General features: G+C 45.3%; 21 protein-coding genes. 4 read left to right on the top strand and 17 right to left on the bottom strand.

Annotation, left to right across the window (positions count from 1 at the left end; all coding sequences use genetic code 11):
• Positions 1–57: 57 nt before the first annotated feature.
• Positions 58–1,143 (bottom strand): 3-isopropylmalate dehydrogenase, encoded by a 1,086-nt coding sequence (leuB, locus tag gpAD87_RS17655; protein WP_064639484.1) that lies wholly within the window; start codon positions 1,141–1,143, stop codon positions 58–60.
• Positions 1,144–1,374: 231 nt separating this feature from the next.
• Between leuB and gpAD87_RS17660 the strand changes: the two genes are divergently transcribed.
• On the top strand, positions 1,375–2,355 hold the full coding sequence (locus gpAD87_RS17660) for an aldo/keto reductase (protein WP_064639486.1): 981 nt from the start codon (positions 1,375–1,377) through the stop codon (positions 2,353–2,355).
• Positions 2,356–2,581: 226 nt separating this feature from the next.
• Here gpAD87_RS17660 and gpAD87_RS17665 read toward each other — a convergent pair whose 3' ends face one another.
• From gpAD87_RS17665 to ilvB, 4 genes are all read right to left on the bottom strand, one after another.
• Positions 2,582–4,123 carry a 2-isopropylmalate synthase gene (locus gpAD87_RS17665; protein WP_064639488.1) on the bottom strand — a complete coding sequence of 514 codons (1,542 nt, stop codon included), beginning with the start codon at positions 4,121–4,123 and terminating at the stop codon, positions 2,582–2,584.
• A gap of 307 nt (positions 4,124–4,430) precedes the next feature.
• Positions 4,431–5,423, bottom strand: coding sequence for a ketol-acid reductoisomerase (ilvC, locus tag gpAD87_RS17670; RefSeq protein WP_053780427.1), 993 nt, complete (start codon positions 5,421–5,423; stop codon positions 4,431–4,433).
• 304 nt (positions 5,424–5,727) lie between these two features.
• The gene (ilvN, locus tag gpAD87_RS17675; protein ID WP_024628317.1) at positions 5,728–6,210 is read right to left on the bottom strand and encodes an acetolactate synthase small subunit; all 483 of its coding nucleotides are present in this window, start codon (positions 6,208–6,210) and stop codon (positions 5,728–5,730) included.
• Complete coding sequence (gene ilvB, locus gpAD87_RS17680) at positions 6,207–7,958, bottom strand: biosynthetic-type acetolactate synthase large subunit (protein WP_063564197.1); 1,752 nt, start codon at positions 7,956–7,958, stop codon at positions 6,207–6,209. The genes ilvN and ilvB overlap by 4 nt, the downstream gene beginning before the upstream one ends.
• Before the next feature lie 601 nt (positions 7,959–8,559).
• Between ilvB and gpAD87_RS17685 the strand changes: the two genes are divergently transcribed.
• A complete protein-coding gene (locus tag gpAD87_RS17685) occupies positions 8,560–9,003 on the top strand; it encodes a GNAT family N-acetyltransferase (protein WP_063564332.1) in 444 nt (147 codons plus the stop codon).
• 6 nt (positions 9,004–9,009) lie between these two features.
• Here the strand turns inward: gpAD87_RS17685 and gpAD87_RS17690 are convergent, their stop codons facing one another.
• The 9 genes from gpAD87_RS17690 to gpAD87_RS17730 all read right to left on the bottom strand — a co-directional run bounded on the left by gpAD87_RS17690 (position 9,010) and on the right by gpAD87_RS17730 (position 17,847).
• The gene (locus gpAD87_RS17690; RefSeq protein ID WP_064639490.1) at positions 9,010–9,390 is read right to left on the bottom strand and encodes a hypothetical protein; all 381 of its coding nucleotides are present in this window, start codon (positions 9,388–9,390) and stop codon (positions 9,010–9,012) included.
• Between the two features lie 213 nt (positions 9,391–9,603).
• Positions 9,604–10,566, bottom strand: coding sequence for an ABC transporter permease (locus tag gpAD87_RS17695; protein WP_064639492.1), 963 nt, complete (start codon positions 10,564–10,566; stop codon positions 9,604–9,606).
• The gene (locus tag gpAD87_RS17700) at positions 10,567–11,646 is read right to left on the bottom strand and encodes an ABC transporter permease (RefSeq protein WP_063564194.1); all 1,080 of its coding nucleotides are present in this window, start codon (positions 11,644–11,646) and stop codon (positions 10,567–10,569) included.
• Positions 11,639–13,177: an ABC transporter ATP-binding protein gene (locus gpAD87_RS17705; RefSeq protein ID WP_064639494.1), complete on the bottom strand. Its 1,539-nt coding sequence runs from the start codon at positions 13,175–13,177 to the stop codon at positions 11,639–11,641. The genes gpAD87_RS17700 and gpAD87_RS17705 overlap by 8 nt, the downstream gene beginning before the upstream one ends.
• Positions 13,178–13,518: 341 nt before the next feature.
• A complete protein-coding gene (locus gpAD87_RS17710; protein WP_064639496.1) occupies positions 13,519–14,559 on the bottom strand; it encodes a BMP family lipoprotein in 1,041 nt (346 codons plus the stop codon).
• A 578-nt stretch (positions 14,560–15,137) separates the two neighbouring features.
• Positions 15,138–15,497 carry a 50S ribosomal protein L20 gene (gene rplT / locus gpAD87_RS17715; RefSeq protein ID WP_017689664.1) on the bottom strand — a complete coding sequence of 120 codons (360 nt, stop codon included), beginning with the start codon at positions 15,495–15,497 and terminating at the stop codon, positions 15,138–15,140.
• Positions 15,498–15,575: 78 nt separating this feature from the next.
• Positions 15,576–15,776 carry a 50S ribosomal protein L35 gene (gene rpmI / locus gpAD87_RS17720; protein WP_062320217.1) on the bottom strand — a complete coding sequence of 67 codons (201 nt, stop codon included), beginning with the start codon at positions 15,774–15,776 and terminating at the stop codon, positions 15,576–15,578.
• Positions 15,777–15,800: 24 nt separating this feature from the next.
• Positions 15,801–16,295, bottom strand: a complete 495-nt coding sequence (infC, locus tag gpAD87_RS17725; RefSeq protein ID WP_024628309.1) for a translation initiation factor IF-3 — start codon at positions 16,293–16,295, stop codon at positions 15,801–15,803.
• Positions 16,296–16,608: 313 nt separating this feature from the next.
• The gene (locus gpAD87_RS17730) at positions 16,609–17,847 is read right to left on the bottom strand and encodes a glycosyltransferase family 2 protein (protein ID WP_063564191.1); all 1,239 of its coding nucleotides are present in this window, start codon (positions 17,845–17,847) and stop codon (positions 16,609–16,611) included.
• Positions 17,848–18,559: 712 nt separating this feature from the next.
• Here gpAD87_RS17730 and gpAD87_RS17735 point away from each other — a divergent pair.
• Positions 18,560–19,087: a phosphatase PAP2 family protein gene (locus gpAD87_RS17735; protein ID WP_064639498.1), complete on the top strand. Its 528-nt coding sequence runs from the start codon at positions 18,560–18,562 to the stop codon at positions 19,085–19,087.
• 50 nt (positions 19,088–19,137) lie between these two features.
• Positions 19,138–20,286, top strand: a complete 1,149-nt coding sequence (locus gpAD87_RS17740) for an MGDG synthase family glycosyltransferase (protein WP_063564189.1) — start codon at positions 19,138–19,140, stop codon at positions 20,284–20,286.
• Positions 20,287–20,370: 84 nt separating this feature from the next.
• On the opposite strand, the gene gpAD87_RS17745 is transcribed toward gpAD87_RS17740, so the two are convergent.
• The 3 genes from gpAD87_RS17745 to gpAD87_RS17755 form a co-directional block, all read right to left on the bottom strand.
• The gene (locus tag gpAD87_RS17745) at positions 20,371–21,924 is read right to left on the bottom strand and encodes an extracellular solute-binding protein (protein ID WP_064639500.1); all 1,554 of its coding nucleotides are present in this window, start codon (positions 21,922–21,924) and stop codon (positions 20,371–20,373) included.
• Between the two features lie 107 nt (positions 21,925–22,031).
• Complete coding sequence (locus tag gpAD87_RS17750; protein WP_371121667.1) at positions 22,032–22,871, bottom strand: carbohydrate ABC transporter permease; 840 nt, start codon at positions 22,869–22,871, stop codon at positions 22,032–22,034.
• A gap of 89 nt (positions 22,872–22,960) precedes the next feature.
• Positions 22,961–23,866 carry an ABC transporter permease gene (locus gpAD87_RS17755; RefSeq protein WP_063564186.1) on the bottom strand — a complete coding sequence of 302 codons (906 nt, stop codon included), beginning with the start codon at positions 23,864–23,866 and terminating at the stop codon, positions 22,961–22,963.
• Positions 23,867–23,906: the final 40 nt, after the last annotated feature.

The raw sequence follows: 23,906 nt of genomic DNA on the forward strand, positions 1-23,906 counted from the left end.
GGAACAGCCCTCTGCAATTCCGGATCGGAGCAAAGGGCTGTACTGTTCTTACTATTATTAAGCCTGTTTCTGAATTGCCGCGACGATCAGATCGCCCATTTCCGTCGTGCTGATCGCTTTGCTCTTGTCTACAGCGATATCGCTTGTACGATGTCCCGCATTCAGCACATCAGACACAGCTGCTTCAATTGCATCAGCACCTTCTGCATAACCAAAGGTTGTACGGAACATCAATGCCAGCGAAAGGATCGTTGCGATCGGGTTCGCCAGTCCTTGACCTGCGATATCCGGTGCTGAACCGTGTACTGGCTCATACAGACCAAAGCTGCCTTCACCCAGCGATGCAGATGCCAGCATGCCGATCGAACCTGTCAGCATCGCTGCTTCATCACTAAGGATATCTCCGAACATATTTTCAGTCACAATAACGTCAAAGCTGGATGGACGACGCAGCAACTGCATTGCACAGTTGTCTACAAGCACATGTTCCACTTCAACATCCGGATATTCCGGTGCTACACGGTTAACGACTTCTCTCCAAAGACGGGAAGTTTCCAGCACGTTAGCTTTATCTACCGAAGCCAATCTTTTGCTACGTCCTTGGGCAATTACAAAAGCCTGACGAACGATGCGCTCCACTTCAGTTACATTATATACGCATGTATCCACTGCTTCTTCGCCTTGTGCACCTTCACGTCTGAACTTTTCACCAAAGTAGATTCCCCCGGTCAACTCACGCACGACCATCAGATCCGTACCTTCCAGCACTTCCGGTTTCAAGGTGGAAGCATCCTTCAAGCAATCAAATACCACTGCCGGACGCAGATTTGAGAACAATCCAAGTGCTTTGCGGATGCCGAGCAAGCCTGTTTCCGGACGTAATTCCTTGCTGTTGTTGTCCCATTTTGGACCACCAACGGCTCCGAGCAGCACAGCATCTGCACTCTTACATACTGTCAGTGTTTCTTCAGGAAGCGGTGTACCTTTCTCATCAATAGCGATTCCACCAAACAGCGCATGCTCTGTCTCAAAACGGTATCCGAACACTTCCTCCGTACGTTTCAGAACTTTCTCTGCCTCTGCTACGACTTCAGGACCAATTCCGTCACCTGCGATAACTGCAATTTTTTTCACGTTTGCCATGGGTTGTCCACTCCTTATATCCATTCATTCGGTTATTCACTTCAATGATTTACGTGTCATTTTTAACTCTCTCCTTTGTATCATATTCAGAGGTCATTTGACCAAGATATACAATCTATGACTTTAATAGTTTTTACCTATAAGCGATTTAAGATTGGTTGTTCTGTACCTCTGACTGAGTTAAAATAAAGCCTGAAGACAAATTCAGGTAACTCAGGAGGGATTGCAATCATGCAATACACGTACTTGGGAAAATCAGGTCTTAAAGTCAGCCGGATCTGTCTCGGCACGATGAACTTTGGTCCTGCTACAGACGAAAAAGAGGCATTCCGTATCATGGATGCGGCACTCGATGCTGGTGTGAACTTTTTTGATACCGCTAACATTTACGGCTGGGGCGAAAATTCAGGTCTCACCGAGGAGATCATTGGACGCTGGTTTAAACAGGGCGGCGGCAGACGTGAAAAAGTCGTTCTTGCAACCAAAGTTTATGGCTCCATGCATGATGATACAGACGGTCCAAACAATGATGCAGGTCTCTCCGCCTACAAAATCAGAAGGCATCTGGAGGGTTCCCTCCGCCGCCTGCAAACTGATCATGTTGAACTGTACCAGATGCACCATGTTGATCCCGCCATCTCGTGGGACGAGCTGTGGGGCGCGTTTGAGAACGCTGTTCATCAAGGCAAAATTGGTTATGTAGGTTCGAGTAACTTTGCTGGTTGGCAGATTGCCGTTGCCCAAAGCGAAGCCAAAAATCGCCATTTCCTCGGTCTTGTGTCCGAGCAGCATAAATACAGTCTTAACTGCCGTTTGCCTGAGCTCGAAGTGCTGCCCGCAGCAAAAGAACTGGGCCTTGGCGTTATTCCATGGAGTCCGCTTGATGGTGGGTTACTTGGACGAAATGCGCTCCAGAAGCTGGAAGGTACACGCAGTGGTGGCATTGCTGAACGAATTGAGTCCCATCAAACTCAGTTGGAACAATTCGCAGCACTTTGCCGCGAACTCGGCGAACCGCAGGATACCATTGCTTTGGCTTGGGTTGCCGCCAATCCGGCAGTTACCGCACCCATTATTGGGCCGCGTACGCTGGAGCAGTTTGAAACTGCACTCAAATGTTTGGATGTACCTTTGGATGAAGCGGTCCTCAAACGTTTGGATGAAATCTTCCCAGGTCCGGGAGGACAAGCTCCGAACGCATACGCTTGGTAAAAGCTTATCGGCTTAACTGAGTACGTCATTTCAATGAAAATGCTCTAAATAATAATGCAATTATCCTATACGTAACAACAAAAAAGTCTGACCTTCAAATTTTGAGGGTCAGACTTTTTATGTACCTCACTGAACTACAATACATAGGGCCAAGAACTCCACCCCAGCTTCTCCAGCCAGACGAATTCCAGTCCAATGAAGAGCTTTGCTTGCTGCAAATGATGTGTTACAGGTTCACATTAACGCGATTTGTATAAGTCTTGCGTTTCTCAATCAATTTGTTTAATCCATCGACATAAGCACGTGCGCTGGCACCCAGAATATCAGTACTTACACCACGTCCTTGTACAGATATTTGGTTTTGAGTAAGTACGACGTGTACCTCACCCAATGCGTCCTTACCATGCGTAACGGATTTGATTGAGTAGTCGGATAACGTTACTTCTTCTCCGCTCACTTGGTCAATCGCATTATAGATGGCATCTACCGATCCATTTCCTTCTGCCTGTTGTTCCACCGTATCACCATCAAGTGTAGCAATACGAACTTTAGCCGTTGGAGTGGATTCATCACCATACGTCACAAAGATGGATTCCAGCTTAAACACCTCAGGTGCATCCTGCAATTTCTCTTCGATGACCGCCAGTAAATCCTCATCAGTCACTTCTTTTTTCTTATCAGCCAGATCTTTGAATTGGGCAAAAGCACGGTTCAATGCTTCATCTTCCAGTTCATAACCGAGCTCAATCAAGCGCTCACGGAAGGCATGACGCCCCGAGTGTTTACCCAGTACGAGCTTACTTTCCTTCAAACCGATGGTCTCAGGCGTCATAATTTCGTACGTTGTTTTCTCCTTCAGCATGCCATCCTGGTGAATTCCGGATTCGTGTGCAAACGCATTCGCACCAACAATCGCTTTATTGCCAGGCACAACCATCCCCGTCAAACGACTCACAAGACGACTGGTCCGAGCAATTTCAGAAAGTTGCAGCGAAGTTTTCGCCTGGAAAAATTCCTGACGTGTCTCCAGTGCCATGGCAATCTCTTCAATCGCGGTATTACCTGCACGTTCACCAATGCCGTTAATGGTGCCCTCAATTTGATCGGCTCCATTTAGAATGGCTGCAAGTGTGTTGGCAGTTGCCATCCCCAGGTCGTTATGACAGTGTGCACTCAGCTGCACCTTATCAATGTTGTGTACGTTTTCCTTAAGATGTTTGAAAATATTACCGTACTCATATGGGCTCAGATAGCCCACCGTATCCGGGATATTTACAACAGCTGCGCCTTCTTCCACTGCCATATTTACCATCTCAACGAGGAAATCATACTCGGTCCGACCTGCATCCTCCAACGAGAATTCGAGCTTCGAAAAAGTTTTCTTCGCATAACGAATTGCGGAACGAGCTGTATCGAGAACCTGGGCTCTGTCCATGCGCAATTTATGCTGACGGTGAATAGGTGAAGTTGCCAAAAAGATATGGATACACGGGTCTTGAGCGCCCTTCAATGCTTCTTTCACCGCATCGATATCCTGCTCTCTGGAGCGGGACAAGCCAATGACGGTAACGTTTTTGACCGCTTTGGCTACTGCATTAACTGCCGCCAAATCGCCTGGAGAGGCCGCGGGGAAACCGGCTTCCATCCGGTCAATACCCAGCCGCTCGAGCTGGTGCGCAATTTCCACCTTTTCACGAGTATTCAGATTGACCCCCGGGGATTGTTCTCCATCACGCAGCGTTGTGTCAAATACATAGATTTTACGCACGCCTCGCACCTCCTAGACTTTTATTTTATGTTCCTCTAAACCAGTAATAGCGGCACACGCATATGCACGGCCGCTATTCCCGGTTAAGCTGTAAGTTTGCTAGATTACCTTAAAAATGCATGTTCAAAAAGTCAACGATTCAGCACCGAGAAGGTTGCGAGAACCTGAAGGAGGAGGAGCAGAGTGTAGGCAATCCTACATGAGCACCGAACTCCGAAGGTGAACGCAAGATTCGACGTCGAATTCGCTTCGTGGGCTGCTTCGTGATCAATTGGGGACTTTTTGAACAACCTCTAAAAATGAATGCTTATTTCTTGATCCAGTGCATCATCTCACGCAATTGTCCGCCAACCACTTCGATTGGGTGTTCAGCTTCATTGCGACGAGTTGCTGTCAGGAATGCACGACCAGATTGGTTTTCCAGGATGAAGTCACGTGCAAATTTACCTTGTTGGATATCTGTCAGAACTTCTTTCATTGCTTTCTTCGTATCTTCAGTTACTACGCGAGGTCCAGTTACATAATCACCGTACTCAGCTGTGTTACTGATGGAATCACGCATGCTTGCAAGTCCACCTTCATACATCAGGTCAACGATCAATTTCAATTCGTGCAGACACTCGAAGTATGCCATTTCAGGAGCGTAACCCGCTTCTGTCAATGTTTCAAATCCAGCTTTTACCAGGGCGCTTACACCACCACACAGAACAGCTTGCTCACCGAACAGGTCTGTTTCTGTTTCTTCACGGAAGGAAGTTTCGATAACCCCTGCACGCGTGCAACCGATACCTTTAGCATAAGCCAAACCGATATCTTTTGCTTTACCTGTTGCATCTTGCTCAATTGCGATCAGGCCCGGTACACCGAATCCTTCCACGTAGGTACGACGTACCATGTGACCAGGGGACTTAGGAGCTACCAGCAATACATCGCTGTCTTTTGGAGCAACGATTTGACCGAAATGAACATTGAAACCGTGGGAGAAGAGCAATGCAGCGCCTTTTTTCAGGTTTGGTTCGATTTCGTTTTTGTATACAGAAGCTTGTGTTTCGTCAGGCAGCAAAATTTGAACTACGTCTGCACGGCTAGTAGCTTCAGCCGGGGACAGAACTTCAAATCCGTCATTTTTTGCAGTGTCAAAAGATTTACCTTCACGAAGTCCGATGACTACGTTCAATCCACTGTCACGCAGGTTTTGAGCTTGGGCATGGCCCTGGCTACCGTAACCGATGACCGCAATCGTTTTTCCTTTCAATACGTTAAGCTCTGCATCCTGTTCATAATAAGTAGTTACTGGCATGTTTATAAGTCCTCCTTTGTATTGTAAAGAACCCTTCATTAATGAGCGGGTGTCTCAAGGGACCGGCACGCTTTTCCTGCTTTAGCGTCTCTGGTCTGATCCGATCCGTTCAGACACCCGCCCATTAATGCGGGTGTGTGGCTATATAGTCAAGCGTTACATCACTAAAATGTTAAATTGCAACTTGTACGGGACTGGCACCTCATCTAAGATGAACGGTATTTCTCAGCTTAATGCTGCTAACACATCATTGTCGTTCCGTCGAATAAGCATCAGACCATGCTTTTTTTCTCAATATAATTGCTTAAACGTTGCCTCGTACCAATGCAGTTATGCCTGTACGTGACAGTTCGCGAATGCCGTATGGCTTAAGCAGTTCAATCATCGCATCAATTTTATCTGTATCCCCGACCACCTGTACAATCAGGCTGCCTGGACCAACATCTACAACAGATGCGCGGAATGTCTCCACCACACCCAGAATTTCTGGACGTTCGGATGGCTCTGCCTTGACCTTGATCAATGCAAGTTCACGGGCCACCATCGGTTTCAGACTGAAATCAACCACTTTGATGACATCGATGATTTTGTAGAGTTGCTTTTCAATCTGTTCCAACGTTTTGTCATCACCAATTGTTACAATGACCATCCGGGACAAACCCGGTTCCTCGGATTGACCTACCGTGATACTCTCAATGTTGAATCCCCGTCGACCGAACAACCCTGATACCCGCTGCAGGACGCCAGGCTGATCGTTGACCAATATCGAAATCGTATGTCTTATCATTCCTCAGCATCCCCCATCAGCATTTGATCGATTGTCGCTCCTTGCGGAACCATTGGATATACATTTTCTTCCTTGCGTACTACGAACTCAACAACGACCGGCCCCGGTGTATCAAGAGCTTCTTGCCAAGCACGCTCGGCTTCTTCCTTGTTGGTTGCACGCAATCCTTTTACACCATAAGCTTCAGCAAGTTTTACAAAATCAGGGCTGCCTGCCAGATCGATATGACTGTAACGGTTCTCATAGATAATCTCTTGCCACTGACGCACCATTCCAAGGACCTGATTGTTGATAATAACAATTTTCACCGGGATGTTGTTAATGGCACAGATCGCGAGTTCTTGAGAACACATCTGCATGCCGCCGTCACCGTTGATGGAAATAACGAGTCTGTCCGGGTTGGCCATTTGAGCACCAATTGCAGAAGGGAATCCAAAACCCATCGTCCCCAGTCCACCAGAGGTTACCCATGAACGTGGTTGGTTGAATTTGTAATACTGAGCAGCCCACATTTGATGCTGTCCAACGTCCGTAGTCACGATTGCTTCGCCTTTGGTTGTATCATTGAGCATTTCCACAACCCATTGCGGTTTTAATACTTCATCTGAATCTGTGTAGCTGTATGGTTTCTCTTGTTTCCATTGTTTGATCTGATCTCTCCAAGCATCCGCACGTTCAGCACGTTGAACCTCTTTGTTCGCTATTTCGAGAACCGTTTTCACATCACCAACGATTGGAATGTCCGTTGCGATGTTTTTGCCAATTTCAGCCGGATCAATATCAATGTGCACAATTTTGGCATGTGGAGCGAATCCGTCCAGCTTGCCTGTTACCCTATCATCGAAGCGTGCGCCGATGTTGATGAGCAAATCCGATTTTTGAATCGCCTGATTGGAAGTGTATGTTCCGTGCATACCCGGCATCCCGGTCCACAATTCGTGACCACTCGGGAATGCTCCAAGTCCGAGAAGTGTTGTCGTGATTGGAATGCCTGTCTTCTCCACAAATTCGAACAGTGCTTCGTGTCCACCGGAGTAAACTACACCGCCTCCTGCCAGAATCATCGGACGTTCCGCTTCCTGAATCGCCTGAGCCAGACGATCAACCTGAAGTTTGTTCGGTACTGTCCGTGGGTTGTACCCTCTCAATGTAACAGGTTCAGTCACCGGTTCAAACAACGTTTTGTTTGCCGATACATCCTTCGGAATGTCGATCAATACGGGACCTTTACGACCTGTATTCGCAATATGGAATGCCTCATGAATGACACGTGGCAGATCTTCTACGTCTTTTACCAGGTAACTGTGTTTGGTGATTGGCATTGTGATTCCGGTGATGTCCGCTTCCTGGAAAGCATCTGAGCCGATCAGGCTGGAAATTACATTCCCCGTAATGACTACGAGTGGTACGGAATCCATATACGCTGTTGCAATACCCGTAACTAGATTCGTTGCTCCAGGTCCGGAGGTAGCGATACAGACACCCACTTTTCCGCTCGCCCGTGCATATCCGTCAGCTGCATGAATGGCGCCTTGTTCGTGACGGGTTAACACGTGCTTGAAATCCTCGAAACCATACATCGCATCGTAAATGTACAACACTGCGCCGCCCGGGTAACCAAAAACGCACTCTACACCTTCCAGCAACAAGCTTCTCAGCAGAATTTCGGAACCGCTAATGACCTCCGGCTTCATCCATTTTTCACGTAATTCATCTGTCGATCGTACTTCTGGAATTTGAGCTCCCATCAGTCATCCTCCTCTCGGAATTTACATCATTCTGACATTTAAAGTTACAAAAAAAACCTTCCATCCCTGCAAACAAGTTTATGCTTGCGAGGGACGAAAGGTTGTTGCTTCCGTGGTACCACCCAACTTTGTCCGAAATTTCGCAATAACGGACCTTACCAGGTACAAAAAACGATAGATCAAACGGATATACCCGTTCTCCATACCTGTTGTCTGTAACGCAGACATACGATTTTCCCTAATACGCGAGTGGAGTGACATCCAATGCTTTTCAGGAAAACAGCTCCGAGGTGAGCTCGTATATAAGGGGTAATGGTGGTGGTTTCAGCAATTCCAGCCACTCTCTGAGCAAAAGAGCCCTTAAAACTTCGTCCTCTTCATAGCCGATGAAATATTCTCGTTAAATGTTAGGAACATTATATGATTCCTCTAACCGATAAGTCAATACCCCTTTTGTATAAAAATTCAGAACGTCCCTAATCCTTCATTCTCCATCTTTAACGTTACCCCAATCCCAATGCTTCATTCAGTCACCTTTCAACTTGCCTCAGGCATAGGATATACGAGCAGCACGACTGGTCCTGAAAGGAGGCTTCCGATGGTGATTCGGCAACGTAAATCCAAGCTGGATGATGCCGCCATAATGAGGCTGATTGACTCTCAACTTGTTCCTCTATCTCATATGAGTGAAATTGAAATTAATAAAATACGCAAAGAAATACCCCTGCGAATGAACAGGGGCATGACCTTTGTTGTCTCATCGAATCCTGACAACGAAGCTGTCGCATTCATCCATTTTCTCATGCACGGCGAACTGCTGTATGTGGATATGATGGCTGTTGCTACAAAAGAACAGCGAAAGAAATACGGTCAGACCTTGCTGCTCAAAGCCGAGAATTTTGCAGCATCTCGTGGTTGCAAAAGATCCAAAGTGATGGTTGACGAAGGCAACACAAAAGGTCTTCGATTTTACCAGAAAAATGGATATATCACCATTCGATACATTATGTTAAGCCGCTGTTACGAGTTGGAAAAAACATTATAAATCGGTCTAGAAAAAGCCTGGTGGCCGTGGTCCATAGGGTCCATATCCCGGTCCTGGCCCTGGTCCATATCCACCACCAAATCCCGGTCCATACCCCGGGCCTGGTTTTGGTCCCGGGCCAAATCCAGGGCCACCACCTGGACCAAAACCAAATCCAGGGCCAGGGCCGTAAGCATAAGGCAGCGTTGCGACAGCGAGTAAATCAAATAATACCAATGGCAAAATAGCTTTGGTGTGTACTTTTTTGCCAACTGCACGTTTCAGCACCAATTTATTGCCCGATACTTTCAACAGTCTTCCGGTCACCCGAGTACCGTCTTTTTTAATCGCGACAATATTTTTGCCTATTAATTTCATCGCTTCATCACGCGTAACATGTTGTTTCATACTTTCCCCTCCTCCTCGGATCGTTCAAAACAGTGTATTCGTCCAGGGTCGGCTTCGCCTGTTTCTTTGTCCCTAAATGAAAATATGGGTGTCTTTCTCCATAACAGTTAAGAAAGCTGGGGATCTGTTATTTATCTTTGTGAAACAAAAAAGGTTCGCACGAGGCGAACCTTTTCTAGTAGAGCATTATTTGGAAAAACATAATTTCGGTTGTTACCTTTTCCCCGGATCATACGGTTCCCCGAGAGCGGACGGAGCAGAAGAGCGTCCAACAGCCGCAACGAGCACGATAATGGTGAGTAGGTAAGGAAGCATATAAATAATTTCCTGGGGAATACTTTGAGACCATTCGAACAACTGTACATAGTTCCGGATAGCTTGCGAGAAACCAAAGAACACAGCCGCCCCAAAGGCACCAATCGGATTCCACTTACCAAAGATCATCGCTGCAATCGCAATGTAACCTTGGCCGGAAACGGTATTATGAGAGAATGTGCCTGTCGTAGTCAGCGTGATTGCAGCTCCACCAATAGCAGCCAGCGCACCACTGATCATTACCGCAACATAACGGTAACGACGCACTTTAACACCTACGGTATCCGCAGCACTTGGATGTTCACCAACCGAGCGAAGACGTAGACCGAATGGGGTTTTGTACATAATGTAATACGTCAGAAAGACGAACAGAATAGCCAAATATGTTGTCGGGTACACATTCTTGAAGAAAGCTTCCCCAAGCAAAGGAATATCTTTTAACAGTGGCACATCAAACTTGCTGAATCCTTGTACCAATGGTGAATCGCCTGATCCTTCAAACAACAGCTTTACCAGATAAAGTGTGCTTCCTGCTGCCAGAAAGTTAATGACGATACCGCTGATAATTTGGTCCGCCTTAAACGTAATGGAAGCAACCGCGTGGATCAGTGAAACCACTATGCCCAGCACAACCGCGAACAAAATCCCCATCCAAGCAGACGTCGTTCCACCCATGCCAGCTTCTTGTGCATAATGCGCAGCAATCCCTGCAGCAAACGCACCAAATACCATGAAACCTTCGAGACCAAGGTTGGTCACACCGGATTTTTCCGAGAAAATCCCGCCCAGGGATGCAAAAATCAATGCCGTGGCAAAGACAAGCGTCGTATTGATAATTTGCCCAATTGTCAACAAGTCCATCTACAACACCTTCTCTTTCTTGCGCTTGGAATAGAACGGTTTAAGTACCCAGCGCACGATGCCTTGTGCCGCAATGAAGAAGATAATCGAACCGATAACAATCCGAATAATCTCGGGCGGTACATCCGCAGCAAAGCTCATTCCCGCAGATCCATAAGTGAGCGTACCGAATAACAACGCACCCAGCAACACACCAAACGGATGATTCAAACCAATCAGCGCAACCGCGATGCCGTCAAAACCTGTTCCTGGCGAGCCCGACATAACGGTCTGATATTGGAACACCCCAAGTACCTGGAATGCACCGCCAAGACCTGCAAGCATACCACTGATAAACATAGCTTTAACGATATTACGATTGACATGCATACCCGCATACTCTGCCGCATTCGGGTTATATCCTACGGCACGAATCTCGTACCCTTGTTTGGTTTTCCACATGTAAATATAAAAGAGCACAGCCATGACAAGAGCAATCAATGTTCCCATGTGAACACGGGAGTTGCCCATCAGCTCAGAAAGCCATGTCAGACTAATCGATGCGCTATCACTGATATCCACCGAACGATTTTCACCTTTTAACAGCAGGAATTGGCGCACGATCAGGTTGGCCAGATACAGACCAATCCAGTTCAGCATGATACTACTGATTACTTCGTTAACCCCACGAGCTGCTTTTAGGTAACCGGCAATAGCTGCCCACAGACCACCAAATACTGCACCAGCAATCAAAGCCAGTGGAGCATGAATGTAGATTGGCAGACCTGCAAACTTCACACCTACAAAAGTCGCCGCAGTCATACCGACGAGAAATTGTCCTTCTCCCCCGATATTAAACAGTCCTGCACGTGCTGCAAATGCAAATGCAAGTCCTGTCATAATCAGTGGTGTCATTTCCCGAACTGCTTCACCAAAGTTATACATGTCTCCGAAAACTTTCGTAAACAAAGCACTGTACGCTTCAATCGGGTTGTATCCACCGATTAGCATGACAATACCACCCAGGATCAGACCCATAATGATGGCTACAATAGGTAATATAAATGAATCACGGGTAAACCATTTTAATACGTTATTCATGCACAGTACCTCTCTTTTGGGTGCTGCCCGCCATCATCAAGCCGAGCTCCCTGTCATTGGTTTCTTCCGGCAGCACCTCGCCCACGATCTGTCCTTCATAGATGACAGCAATTCGGTCGGATACGTTGATAATTTCATCCAGCTCGAATGAGATCAGCAATACTGCTTTGCCCTGATCACGTTGTGCAATCAATTGTTTTTGAACAAACTCAATAGCACCTACGTCCAGACCACGAGTTGGCTGGGCAGCAATAAGCAGTTCAGGGTTCTTATCAACCTCACGTGCGATAATGGCTTTCTGTTGGTTCCCCCCTGATAAAGAGCGGGCTTTTGTTTCAATGCTTGGTGTACGCACATCAAATGCCTCGACAAGACGCTTCGCTTGCTTCTTGATCGCATCGAAGTTAAGGAATCCTTTACGCGTATATGGAGCTTTATAATATGATTCCAGGACGATATTTTCACTCACAGAAAAATCTAGAACAAGTCCGTGTTTGTGCCGGTCTTCTGGAATATGGGCTACACCCGACTCCGAGATATGACGCGGAGAATGATTAGACAGTTCTTTACCCTCGAGGCGAATCGAACCGCTATCTACTTTACGCAGTCCGGTAAGAGCCTCAATCAGTTCGCTCTGTCCATTACCATCAACACCAGCGATTCCTACAATCTCTCCTGCACGTACATTCAAGTTGAGTTCGTTCAGTACTGAGATGCCTTCTTTATTCTTGGCAGTCAATTTGCTAACTTCAAGCACATTGTTTCCTGGTGTAGCCGGTTTTTTGTCCACTTTGAATGTGACATTGCGACCAACCATTTTTTCTGCCAACTCATTCGGATTCGTTTCTGATGTTATAACTGAATCAATCACTTTACCACGACGAATAATCGTCACCGTATCGGAGATTTCCATGATTTCTTTCAGTTTGTGTGTAATCAGAATAATGGACTTGCCTTCGGCCACCAATTTTTTCATGATTACCATCAGTTCTTTGATTTCCTGAGGTGTTAATACAGCAGTAGGCTCGTCAAAGATAAGAATGTCTGCACCACGATACAACGTTTTTACAATTTCAACACGTTGCTGCATTCCTACGGAAATGTCATGAATTTTGGCATGCGGATTCACTTTGAGTCCATACTGTTCAGACAGACGCTGCACCTCAGCAGCAGCTTTTTTATAATTAATGTTGAGACCCTTCCTTGGTTCAGATCCCAAAATAATGTTCTCTGTTACCGTGAACGGCTGTACAAGCTTAAAGTGCTGATGCACCATGCCGATGCCAAGATCGATTGCTTTGTTAGGGCTGTCGATGATGACAGGCTTGCCATTCACTTCAATGGAACCTTCATCCGGCTGATAGAGACCAAAGACAATATTCATCAACGTTGATTTACCAGCGCCGTTTTCGCCCAGTAGAGCATGGATCTCGCCTTTACGAAGCTGAAGGCTGATGGCGTCGTTGGCAACAATGCCTGGGAAACGCTTCGTGATTTGTTTCAACTCAACGACGGGGGTTGCTGCACCCATGTAATCACCCTTATACCTGATATAGTGTGGTTCCGCAAACGTAAGAAAAACGTCTAACGACGTTTATTCAAGGAAGATGACCGCATTTTAGCGGTACTTTTTCTTAGGATCATCGAATCCTTCAGTTTCAACGAAACTTCTGCATTCCATAATCTTAAGAAAAGCTCCTACCGGAGCGTTGATACGAAGTCTTTTTGCTTTTGCCGTGGGCTAATCCCCTAGCACATACTACATAGCTTGTACAATTGTTATGATGACCTGAGCAAATTTTCCTACTCTGACAATCATAAGGCCGGTCAAGACCGGCCTCGATGATTATTCATTTTTACAGCAGAATCAGATTACTCTGCAGGAACCTTGATTTCGCCGTTGATGATTTTTTCTTTGTACTCGTCCACTTTGGCAAGTACATCAGCAGAAACATTTTTCGTAGAAGTATCAGCGACACCTACACCGTTTTCTTTCAAAGTCAGGTTCTCAGCTCCGCCTTTGAATGTACCATCGATGATTTCTTGGTTTACACGCTTAACAGCTTCGTCAACTTTTTTGATCATAGAAGTCAGTGTTACATCATCACCAAACTCCAGGGATTGGTCTTTATCTACACCGATAACCCAAACGTCTTGACCTTGTTTCTTACGAGCGATTGCTTCGTTGAACACACCATTACCAGTAGCACCGGAAGCGTGGAAAATGATATCTACGCCTTTGTTGTAAAGTGTTGCTGCTGCTGCTTTACCAAGGTCAGGCTTATCAAATGCACCTGTGTAGTTGGAAATGAACTCAGCATTAGGATTAACAGCTTTAACGCCTTCTCTGAAACCAACTTCAAACTTTTTGATCAGTGGGCTTTCCATACCGCCAACAAAACCAATTTTGTTCGATTTAGTTGTCAGACCAGCTACAACACCTACCAAGTAAGAACCTTCTTCTTCAGCAAATGTTACAGATTTAACGTTAGGAGCATCAACAACACTGTCGATGATCGCGAGTTTGGAATCAGGATTTTGTTCAGCTACAGTCTTGATCGCATCAGCCAATTGGAAACCGATACCCCAAGTCAGATCATATCCACCTTTAACGAACTCGTTCAGGTTTGGAATGTACTCTTCATCGGATTTACTTTGCAGGTATTTAACAGCTACACCTGTTTCAGTTTCAGTTGCTTGCAGAGCTTCCCAAGCGGATTGGTTAAACGATTTGTCGTTAACTCCACCTACGTCAGTAACCATACCGATTTTCAAATCGGATTTAGCTTCAGTGTTTTCGCCACCTGTAGTTCCTCCGGCATTTGTTTCCTCTTTCGGTTTGCTACCGCAACCTGCGAGCATAACCGATACTGCCAGCAACATGACCAAAGACAAGCTGAGCATCTTTTTCATTTCTCTGTTCCCCCTTAATGATATATACCTAATTCCTGTCCAGGCCAAAATGGAACGGATCAACAGATCGATAATATGGCTTTTATGCAGAATGTATGGTTTCTTCGACATTAAAAGCGCATTCTTACCCCTTAAAGATTGTGTCACCTGTCGAAAAACCGAACATTATGACTTGAAGAGAAAATTTTAGGACTAGCCTACTAGAGGTGATTATACATTCAACCCGTGGTAAAATCCAGATGTTTCATCACCAAATCTCACTTATTTTTGCTCTTTTTTTATTGAAAGCGCTTAATAATTTAACGATTTAACACACTAACGTTACAACGATGTGATGTTATATAACAAAAACTTATCACACTCCCTAGAAGAATGTGGAATTCACCTGTTTTTGTTTGCATTATTTCACCGTTCGTATTTTATGTATTATCACAGCCTGTTATTCACCCGTTATATGCTTTCATTGTGCCCTTACAGATTGCAGCATATTCGTCGCGCACAACCAGACTCTTTGGAGTAGATCAATCTTTAAGCCGTAAAAAAAGCCGCCATAGGTACGGCGGCTTGCATAAACAATTTTAAGCGTTGATTTTGCCTTTAGCTACAGTAGCCAAAGAGTTGAACGCATTGATGTCGTTAACGGCCAGATCAGCCAACATTTTGCGGTTCATGTCTACACCAGCAAGTTTCAATCCATGGATCAGTTTGTTGTAAGACAAACCATTCATACGTGCTGCAGCATTGATACGAACGATCCACAGTCTGCGGAAGTTACGTTTTGTGTTGCGACGGTCACGGTATGCGTATACCAGGGATTTCATTACTTGCTCGTTAGCTGTTTTAAAAATACGGTGTTTGGAACCGAAATAACCTCTTGCCAGTTTCAAAACCTTTTTATGACGACGACGTACTACAAAACCGCCTTTTACTCTTGCCATATTAAAAGAACCTCCCAATAAATATTAAATGTATCCGTGGTATGTGTACGGCCTAAGCCGATCCCCCATACGGATTTACTATTTCAAGTTAGCCAGACCTTGTTTCAAACGTCTTACGTCCCCGGCAGCCATTACTGGGTTGCCGTTCAGAACGCGCTTAGCACGTTTTGATTTGTGGGAAAGCAAGTGGTTTTTGTGAGCTTTGTAACGCAGGACTTTACCGGAACCGGTAATTTTGAAGCGTCCTTTCAAACTGCTGTGTGTTTTCATTTTAGGCATTTTGTGTTTCCTCCTCCAATGTTATCAGGCTTTAGGAGCCAGAATCATGATCATACTGCGGCCTTCCAATTTTGGTTGACGTTCGATGGTGCAAAGTTCTGCAACCTCCACCTTAACGCGTTCCAAAATCCGTTGACCAATGGCGGCATGCGCAATTTCACGTCCGCGGTAACGAACGGAACATTTTACCTTGTCGCCTTCTTTCAAGAACTTAACTACATTACGAAGCTTCGTTTGATAATCATGCTCCTCAATATTGGAACGGAACCATACTTCTTTAATGTCAACAATTTTCTGGTTCTTACGGGCTTCTTTGTCTTTCTTTTGTTGCTCATAGCGGAATTTGCCATAGTCCATGATGCGGCATACCGGCGGTTTAGCCTGTGGTGCCACATTGACCAGGTCCAAGTTCAGGTCAATCGCCATTTGCAGTGCTTCCCGAATCGGCGTGATCCCAATTTGTTCTCCTTCAGCTCCAACAAGGCGTACTTCCTTCGCCCGAATCTCATCATTAATCATGTGATCTTTACTAATAACCGTCCACCTCCAGGTCATTTTGAATATCCTGTTACACAAAAATAAAAGGGATGCCGGTTAAGCTACCGACATCCCTGTAATCAACACAATTCTTCATGAGTAAACACTTCATAAATTATTGGGATCGTTGACCAGCCAACATGTTTGTTGATCAGGTGAGAAGTCGGACTTCTACTTATGATTCCATAGCTATTCATTTAACGCACTTGAATAGTGTAACATCCTGCAAAAATATTGTCAACGTCTCTACAATATTTTTTTTTACAGACATGCTTTCATCCAAGTCAATCATTCATTATCCCTGCTTACTCTGTACCTCATCCAAACGTACAACACGTGTATGTTGGGTATGGCTCCATTGTTTGTTGTTCTGCGTAAAGAACGCGTAGAACGTAATTGGATACCATGAAAGAAGGTAAATCGGGAACAAGATCAGGTACAGATACACTTTGGCAAAAGTAACCTTTTCCAGCGCCATGGACAACAAGAATGTCAGGACATTCAGACCAATCGCTACGAACCCTACCCAAAGCGGGAAGTATCCGTATATGTTTGCGATATGTGGACCACTGAATATCGCTGTATCCACCCACAGGACAGCAGTCATCAGGAACGTAAGCAAAACAACGTACACGTTTGCGCCATACACAGCAAGGTCAAATTTCACCAAGCTTCTTTCCTTGATACTCTGCCACAGCAGCGGGAAGAAATATCTACGCGCAACCGTAAAGTGACCTTGCATCCAGCGAAGACGTTGCCTTGCTGAAGCTTTAAAGGTTAACGGCTTTTCATCAAATACTTTGGCATCATAGTTAAAGACAGGATATACATTACGCTGAACACTGCGCATCGTAAACTCCAAATCCTCAACCAGACTTGTAGCGCCCCAGCCAATTTCCTTGAGCAGGTTGGTCTCGAAGCACATTCCAGTACCTCCGAGGAAATTCGCCATATTCAAATTATGACGGGACAACTGCCACAGACGGTTGATGTACCAGTAAGATACACCATATGCTGCAGTGATCCAGGAATCCTCCGGATTCTTGGTATCAATGTATCCTTGAATTACACGCGAACCATTGCACAAGTCGTCATTCATCTCAAGCAAAAAGTTACGGTCAACCAGGTTATCCGCGTCAAACATGACAACTGCGTCATACTGACGTGGCAATTTCCACAAGTATTTAAGCATCCATTCAATGGCATACCCTTTACCTCTGAGATCAGCATTCGTACGTACACAAGCATTTAATCCATGCTGTCTTACAATTTGAGCCGTTCCATCCGTACAGTTGTCACAAATGACAAACACATCGTACAGATCTTCCGGGTAATCCAGTTGTTTCAAGTTCTCCATCAAAGCACCAATAACTTGTTCCTCATTGTGTGCTGCGACGAGTACAGCGAATGATTTTGTCGCCGGATAATGTTTCTTTTTCTTTTTCTTAATCAGACCGAACAGCGAAAACGTGAATTGGTACACGGCTAGCAGTGCCAGAAGGACCTGCATCGTGACGAATATAGCGTCCAACATCGTTCTCTGTTACCCCCTTTTTTTCAAAACCAGATTACTTTAAATGTTTCTCTTCCTGGATTCTGCACTTTTATTTTTTTGTGATGCGCAGAATATGACCCTGTTCTTTTGTTTACTACGCAAATATTTCAGACAATGTTTCAAGCATGGTTGATGCCAGTTGGCTGCTTTATCGATTTTGTATTCTTTTCAGCCATTTGTCAAAACCGCAATTCCACTTCCTGAAGCAGAAATGTGAACTTTAAACGCTGAATAGGCACCTCGTGATACTCCAACCTCGCATTCATGCCTGTTATATCTTATTTTCAGCCGTTTACTTGATTTTTATTTCTAAAGTCCCTGCTTTTTTCATCAGGCTGATACATATCGACAGAGGCTCTATATCAAATAACGTAAACAGACCTCAAAAAGTTCAGTCTTAAACTTACATTTTTTTAACCGCATTTCAGCCATGTTGAATCATTGTATCTTTTTTAGATAGTCCGAGTCAAAAAGTTAAGTTGGGTGTATATCCACTCTTTAACATGAATTTTACCTTCTTCACATGTGTTCTTCTTGAAAAGGACAACATTTAAAAATATGATAAACATATACCTGAAATAACCTCAAGTTCACGAAAAAAACGGTTATATACTATTCAGGACGAAACCGGACACAGCAATTTACCGGAAATACTGCCGCCAACATGGGGCCTGACTGGCAGGAGGCCAATATGAGCCGTTTATTCGTAAAGTTTCAAGAGTATGATCGAAATGTATTTATGTGGATTAATGGTCGACTTCATAATCGATTTATGAACTTTTGGCTGTATTATTTCACCCATCTGGGCGGAGCAACTTCTTCTATTGCAGTATCCTTACTAATCTGGCTGCTGGCTCCCGCTCCTTGGAGTACAGCAGGACTTCAGGCATGCATCGCTCTAGCGGTTAGCCACATTCCCGTAGCAATCGCCAAAAAACTGTATCCGCGCATTCGGCCTTACCTGGCCTTACCGGATACCATTACGTTCCGCAATCCCCTGACGGACCATTCGTTCCCTTCAGGGCATACTACTGCCGTATTCTCGGTTACGGTCCCTTTTATGACGATGGAGCCATTCCTGTTGCTGTTGTTACTCCCAGTTGCATTAATTGTCGGATTTTCACGAATTTACCTGGGATTACACTATCCCTCAGATGTTCTCGCAGGTGCTACGATCGGTACTTTAGTCGCACTTGCAACTGTTGCTTTATGGACATAATGTGAATATGTTAGACTAAGGAAAACCTAGCAGGAACAGGTGAAGCAAGCGTGGAGAAAAAAAGAGTATTACTATTATCTGAAGGCTTTGGCGCTGGTCATACTCAAGCCGCTTATGCGCTGTCCAGCAGTTTGCGAAAACTTTCGCCGAATGTGCAAACCAAAGTGCTTGAGTTGGGGAGTTTTCTGAACCCCAGAGTTGCGCCACTCATCATTACAGCGTACAAAAAAACGGTCATTAACCAGCCCAAGCTCATCGGGTATGTATACAGGCACCAATATAAAAAATCCTTGAACCGGCTGACTACACTCGCGTTGCATAAACTGTTTTATACCCATACACGCAGTATTGTCCGTCAGCTTCGTCCGAATGTTATTGTATGCACCCACCCTATTCCCAGTGCTGTCATATCCAGACTGAAACGTCTGGGTGTGCAGGTTCCACTTTGTACAGTCATCACCGATTATGACGCGCACGGGACATGGATTAGCCCAGAAGTGGATCTGTATCTTGTTTCTACAGATGAGGTAAAGTCCAAATTAATGTTGCGGGGTGTATCTTTAGACAAAATTCGCGTTACCGGCATTCCGATCCACCCCAACTTCTGGGAACATCCCGGGCGGGACGAGATCCGAGGGAAATTCAATTTGAAGAACATGCCTACTGTGCTTGTGATGGGCGGTGGTTGGGGAATGCTTAGTGATGAAGTGGTTAACCAATTATTGACACGCTGGCATGAGGATGTTCAGATTATTTTCTGCCTTGGCCGCAATGACAAAAGCCGAATCAGCATGGAACAAAATCCGTTGTATAAAAAAGATAATATCCATATCATCGGGTACACCAATGAAGTGGACAAATTAATGGAAGTATCTGATCTCCTGATCACCAAGCCGGGTGGAATGACATGCAGTGAAGGGTTGGCAAAGGGAATCCCCATGCTGTTCCATAATCCCATACCGGGTCAGGAAGAAGAAAATGTTCAGTATTTCACCGCACGAGGTTTGGGGGAGCCCATTACTTCCCTTGATGTTGTTGTGAAATGGATGAATAAACTGCTTCATAACTACCCTGACATTGTTCGCAAACGCAAACGCCACATGGCGCAGATTGCCAAGTATCACCCAATGCAAAGCGCACAAAGTATTATCGACCTTCTGGATCTGCGTCCCTACTCGGCAGACCAAGCCAGACTGTAACGGCTTCAAACAAGCCTGCATGTACACAGTTAAAGGTGCCTTCGAATCGAAGGCACCTTTTTTCAATATGAAGAAAAGTACAAACTATTGAATACCAGCAGACTTCAAGTAATCCTGCCACTGCTTGGTATACTCCGTCTGAATCTTCTCAAGGCCCGCCTGTTTGGCTTTTTCCATAAATGTATTCAGACCCGCTTCTACATCCTCCACCAATCCTACATTCAACGGATAGAGATACTGCTTCTCTACCTGCTCCAATGCAGCTTTCTCAGCTTGGTATGGTGTCCAATCCTCAGCAAATCCGGTGTAGATGTCCGGCTTTTTCATTTTGTCCAGCTCTTTGAAAATAGCCAGCACATCATCAAAGCTCTTATCGTAGAGCATGAATTCCGGGTTACGCCAAGCCCAGCCATTCATGCCTTCGCGCGGGAATCCGTTGGTCTGGGCATCGCCCACCATTTTATAATAACCGTCTTGAACTTCAAAGTTCTTGCCTTCCACACCATATTCGGTAAGCCAGTTGTAACGTTTGTCGGTAACCAGTTTCTCATAGAATGCGAGTGCTTTCTCCGGGTTTTTGCTGCTCCGTGGAATTGCAAAACCATTGTGGATCGGGTGAACTGGTTGTGCAAACCCTTTGGCATTCGGGTAAGGGAAATAACCGAGCTTCCAATCCGGGTGAGTGGACTGGACCTTGATCACATCCGCATTAAATTTGTTCGGGTTCTCACCCGACAGTACAACAGCCGATTTTCCATTTTGCAGCAATGAGTTGGACGTATCCTTTACATTCAGCACGTTTTTCGGGAAAAAGCCTTTGTCCATCCAGCGTTTGTACGTTTTCAGGTCCTCCAGATGCTGTGCAGACCCCCAGTAGGAAGTGATATTGGATGGTGTGTCATACATGATGTCCAGACCATAAGGGAGCTGACCTGCCGTATTCACCAGCTTGGATGTCAATTGTCGAATACCATGGGTATGGTTCGCATTGCTATCCGCGATTGGAATCATATTCGGTTCATTGGCTTTGATACCCTCCAGATAGGCTTCGAGTGTCTCCAGAGATTCCGGTTTGGGCAGATTGTACTTCTCACGCAAATCCTCACGGTACGCAATACCCTCAGTAACATATTCAGTCCATGTCGATGGTACAGTATAGATCTTGTCGTTGACTTTTACCGCGTTCCACATGTCATCAGGTACATAAGCTTTGAGCGTTGGTGCTGCCTTAGGCAGTAGTTCATCCAGAGGCAGGAATGCTCCTTTTTTCGCATAGGACTGATAGAACGTCCAATCCGCGGTAAAGATCAGATCAATCGGTTGACCGGAAGACAGCAGCAATTTGTATTTTTGGTCCCAGTCTGTCCAGGAAGTATAGTTGAATTTTACATTGACGTTCAGATCAGCCTCAGCCAGCTTGTTGATTTCCGACTCAATCACAGGCAGATCCTTGGGGGCATCACCAAGCATGTAGAATTGCAGTGTTACCTTCTCTCCTTTGTTCTCAGAAGAACCTCCCTGCTCACTTCCTTGCGCAGATCCCCCCGAACCGTTATTACATGCGGCAAGCACCCCGGCAAACAACATCAGGGCAAGTACCATAGACAGGTGCCGAATTGTTTTGTTACGCATACGCATCCTCCCTTTTTGTGGTCAACCTTATATGTTAGCGCAGACTCGCCATGATTCAGACGCAGACGGACAGACAGCTATCCCGCAATTTCCACCCACAGCGCGTGCACGTTCTAACCTTTCACCGCACCAATGGTAAGACCCTTGACAAAGTACCGCTGCACAAATGGATACAGGAACAAGATGGGGCCAGTAACCACAATAGCCATCGCCATTTTGGTCGATTCGGTAGGTACATCCTGGCTAAGAGTTATGCCGGTACCAATCGCCATCTGGTCAATGAAGGTAATCGTGTTCATGGTGTTATACAAATAGAATTGCAGCTGGTACATATCCGGGTTGTTAATGAACAAGGATGATGTGAACCAGTCATTCCAGTATCCCAGTGCCAGAAATAACCCTACAGTGGCAATGCCGGGCATCGCCAGTTTCAGTACTACGCTAAAGTAAATGCGGAAATCATTCGCACCATCGATTTTGGCTGACTCAATCAGCTCATCCGGAACGGCTGAACGAATGAAGTTTTTCATCAGGATAATGAGAAAAGGCGTCATCAATCCCGGAAAAATCAACACCGTATACGTGTCCGTAAGATTGAAATAATTTGCAAGCATGATGTACCAAGGAACCAATCCCCCACCAAAGAGGGTTGTAAAGTAGATGAAAAATGAGAAGGCGTTACGGTACTTGAAATCTTTGCGTTGCAGTACAAATCCCGCCATCGTAATGAGAAATAGTCCAAGGGCCGTACCCACAACGGTTGTAAATACCGTCACGCCATAAGCTTTAAGCACCTGGGTCGGAAATTTGAACACCATCTTATAACCTTCCAGGGAGAAATCGGTGGGAAAGAGGTGATACCCATCTCTTACAATGGATTCGTTGCTGCTGAATGAGCCGGATAAAATCAAAAGAAATGGAATGATACAGATTAAGGAAAGAATCAGGATCATGCTATAAGCGATGATTTGAAACAACAAGGTGAATTCTGTATCTCGGGTACGCGTGTGCATAGTAGGTCTCCCTTCTGCCTATAGGCGTTTTAGAACAAGGCGTAGTCCTCATTCACTTTACGGATGATATAGTTGACGGTCATGATCAGGATAAAACCGAACAGCGATTGGTACAGACCAGCCGCAGTAGCCATTCCGATATCAAACGTCACTTTCAGGGAACGATACACATACGTATCGATGATATCTGTAGCGTTATATAAGACACCGTTGTTTCCAATGAGTTGGTAAAAGAGATCAAACTGTCCCTTCATAATGCTCCCGAGCGAGAATAACAACAGGATGACAAAGGTCGGTTTTAGCATCGGTACAGTGATGTACCAAATGCGCTGAAAGATATTGGCCCCGTCAATCCGGGCTGCCTCGTAATACTCATCGCTGATACCTGTAATGGCTGCAAGGTAAATGACCATGCTGTACCCGAGATTTTTCCACAGATAAAAAATGATGATCAGAAACACCCAGATCCAGGGTGTGTTGTAAATATCAACAGGCCCCGCCTCAAAACGTTTGAGTACCGTATTCACAAAACCGGATTCATAATTGAACATGTTGTAAGCGATTACACTTAATAGAACAAACGAGATGAAATACGGTAAAAACATGACCGACTGCGTAATTTTCTTAAACACTTTTCCCCGAATTTCACTGAGCAAAATCGCACAGAAGATCGCTAGCCCGTTTCCTAATATAATGAAGGCCAGATTGTACCCCACCGTGTTGGTTGTCAGCTTCAGCAGCATTCCGGATTGCCATAGAAACTTGAAGTTCTCCAGGCCCACAAATGGGCTACCGAACAATCCACCTTCAAAATCATAGCGGGTAAACGCATAATAGATGCCGACCATCGGAAAATACGAGTTAATCAGAAAAAAGATCAGTGTAGGCAGCAGCATGAGAAACATGATTTTGTTTTTGTTCAATTCTTTGAGCATGGCTCGATCCCTCCCGAATTTCTTACGGCGCGGCGCGCAG

Origin of the sequence: Paenibacillus sp. AD87 (genome assembly GCF_001659845.1) — a bacterium.
In the GTDB taxonomy this organism is placed as follows: Bacteria; Bacillota; Bacilli; order Paenibacillales; family Paenibacillaceae; genus Paenibacillus; species Paenibacillus marchantiae.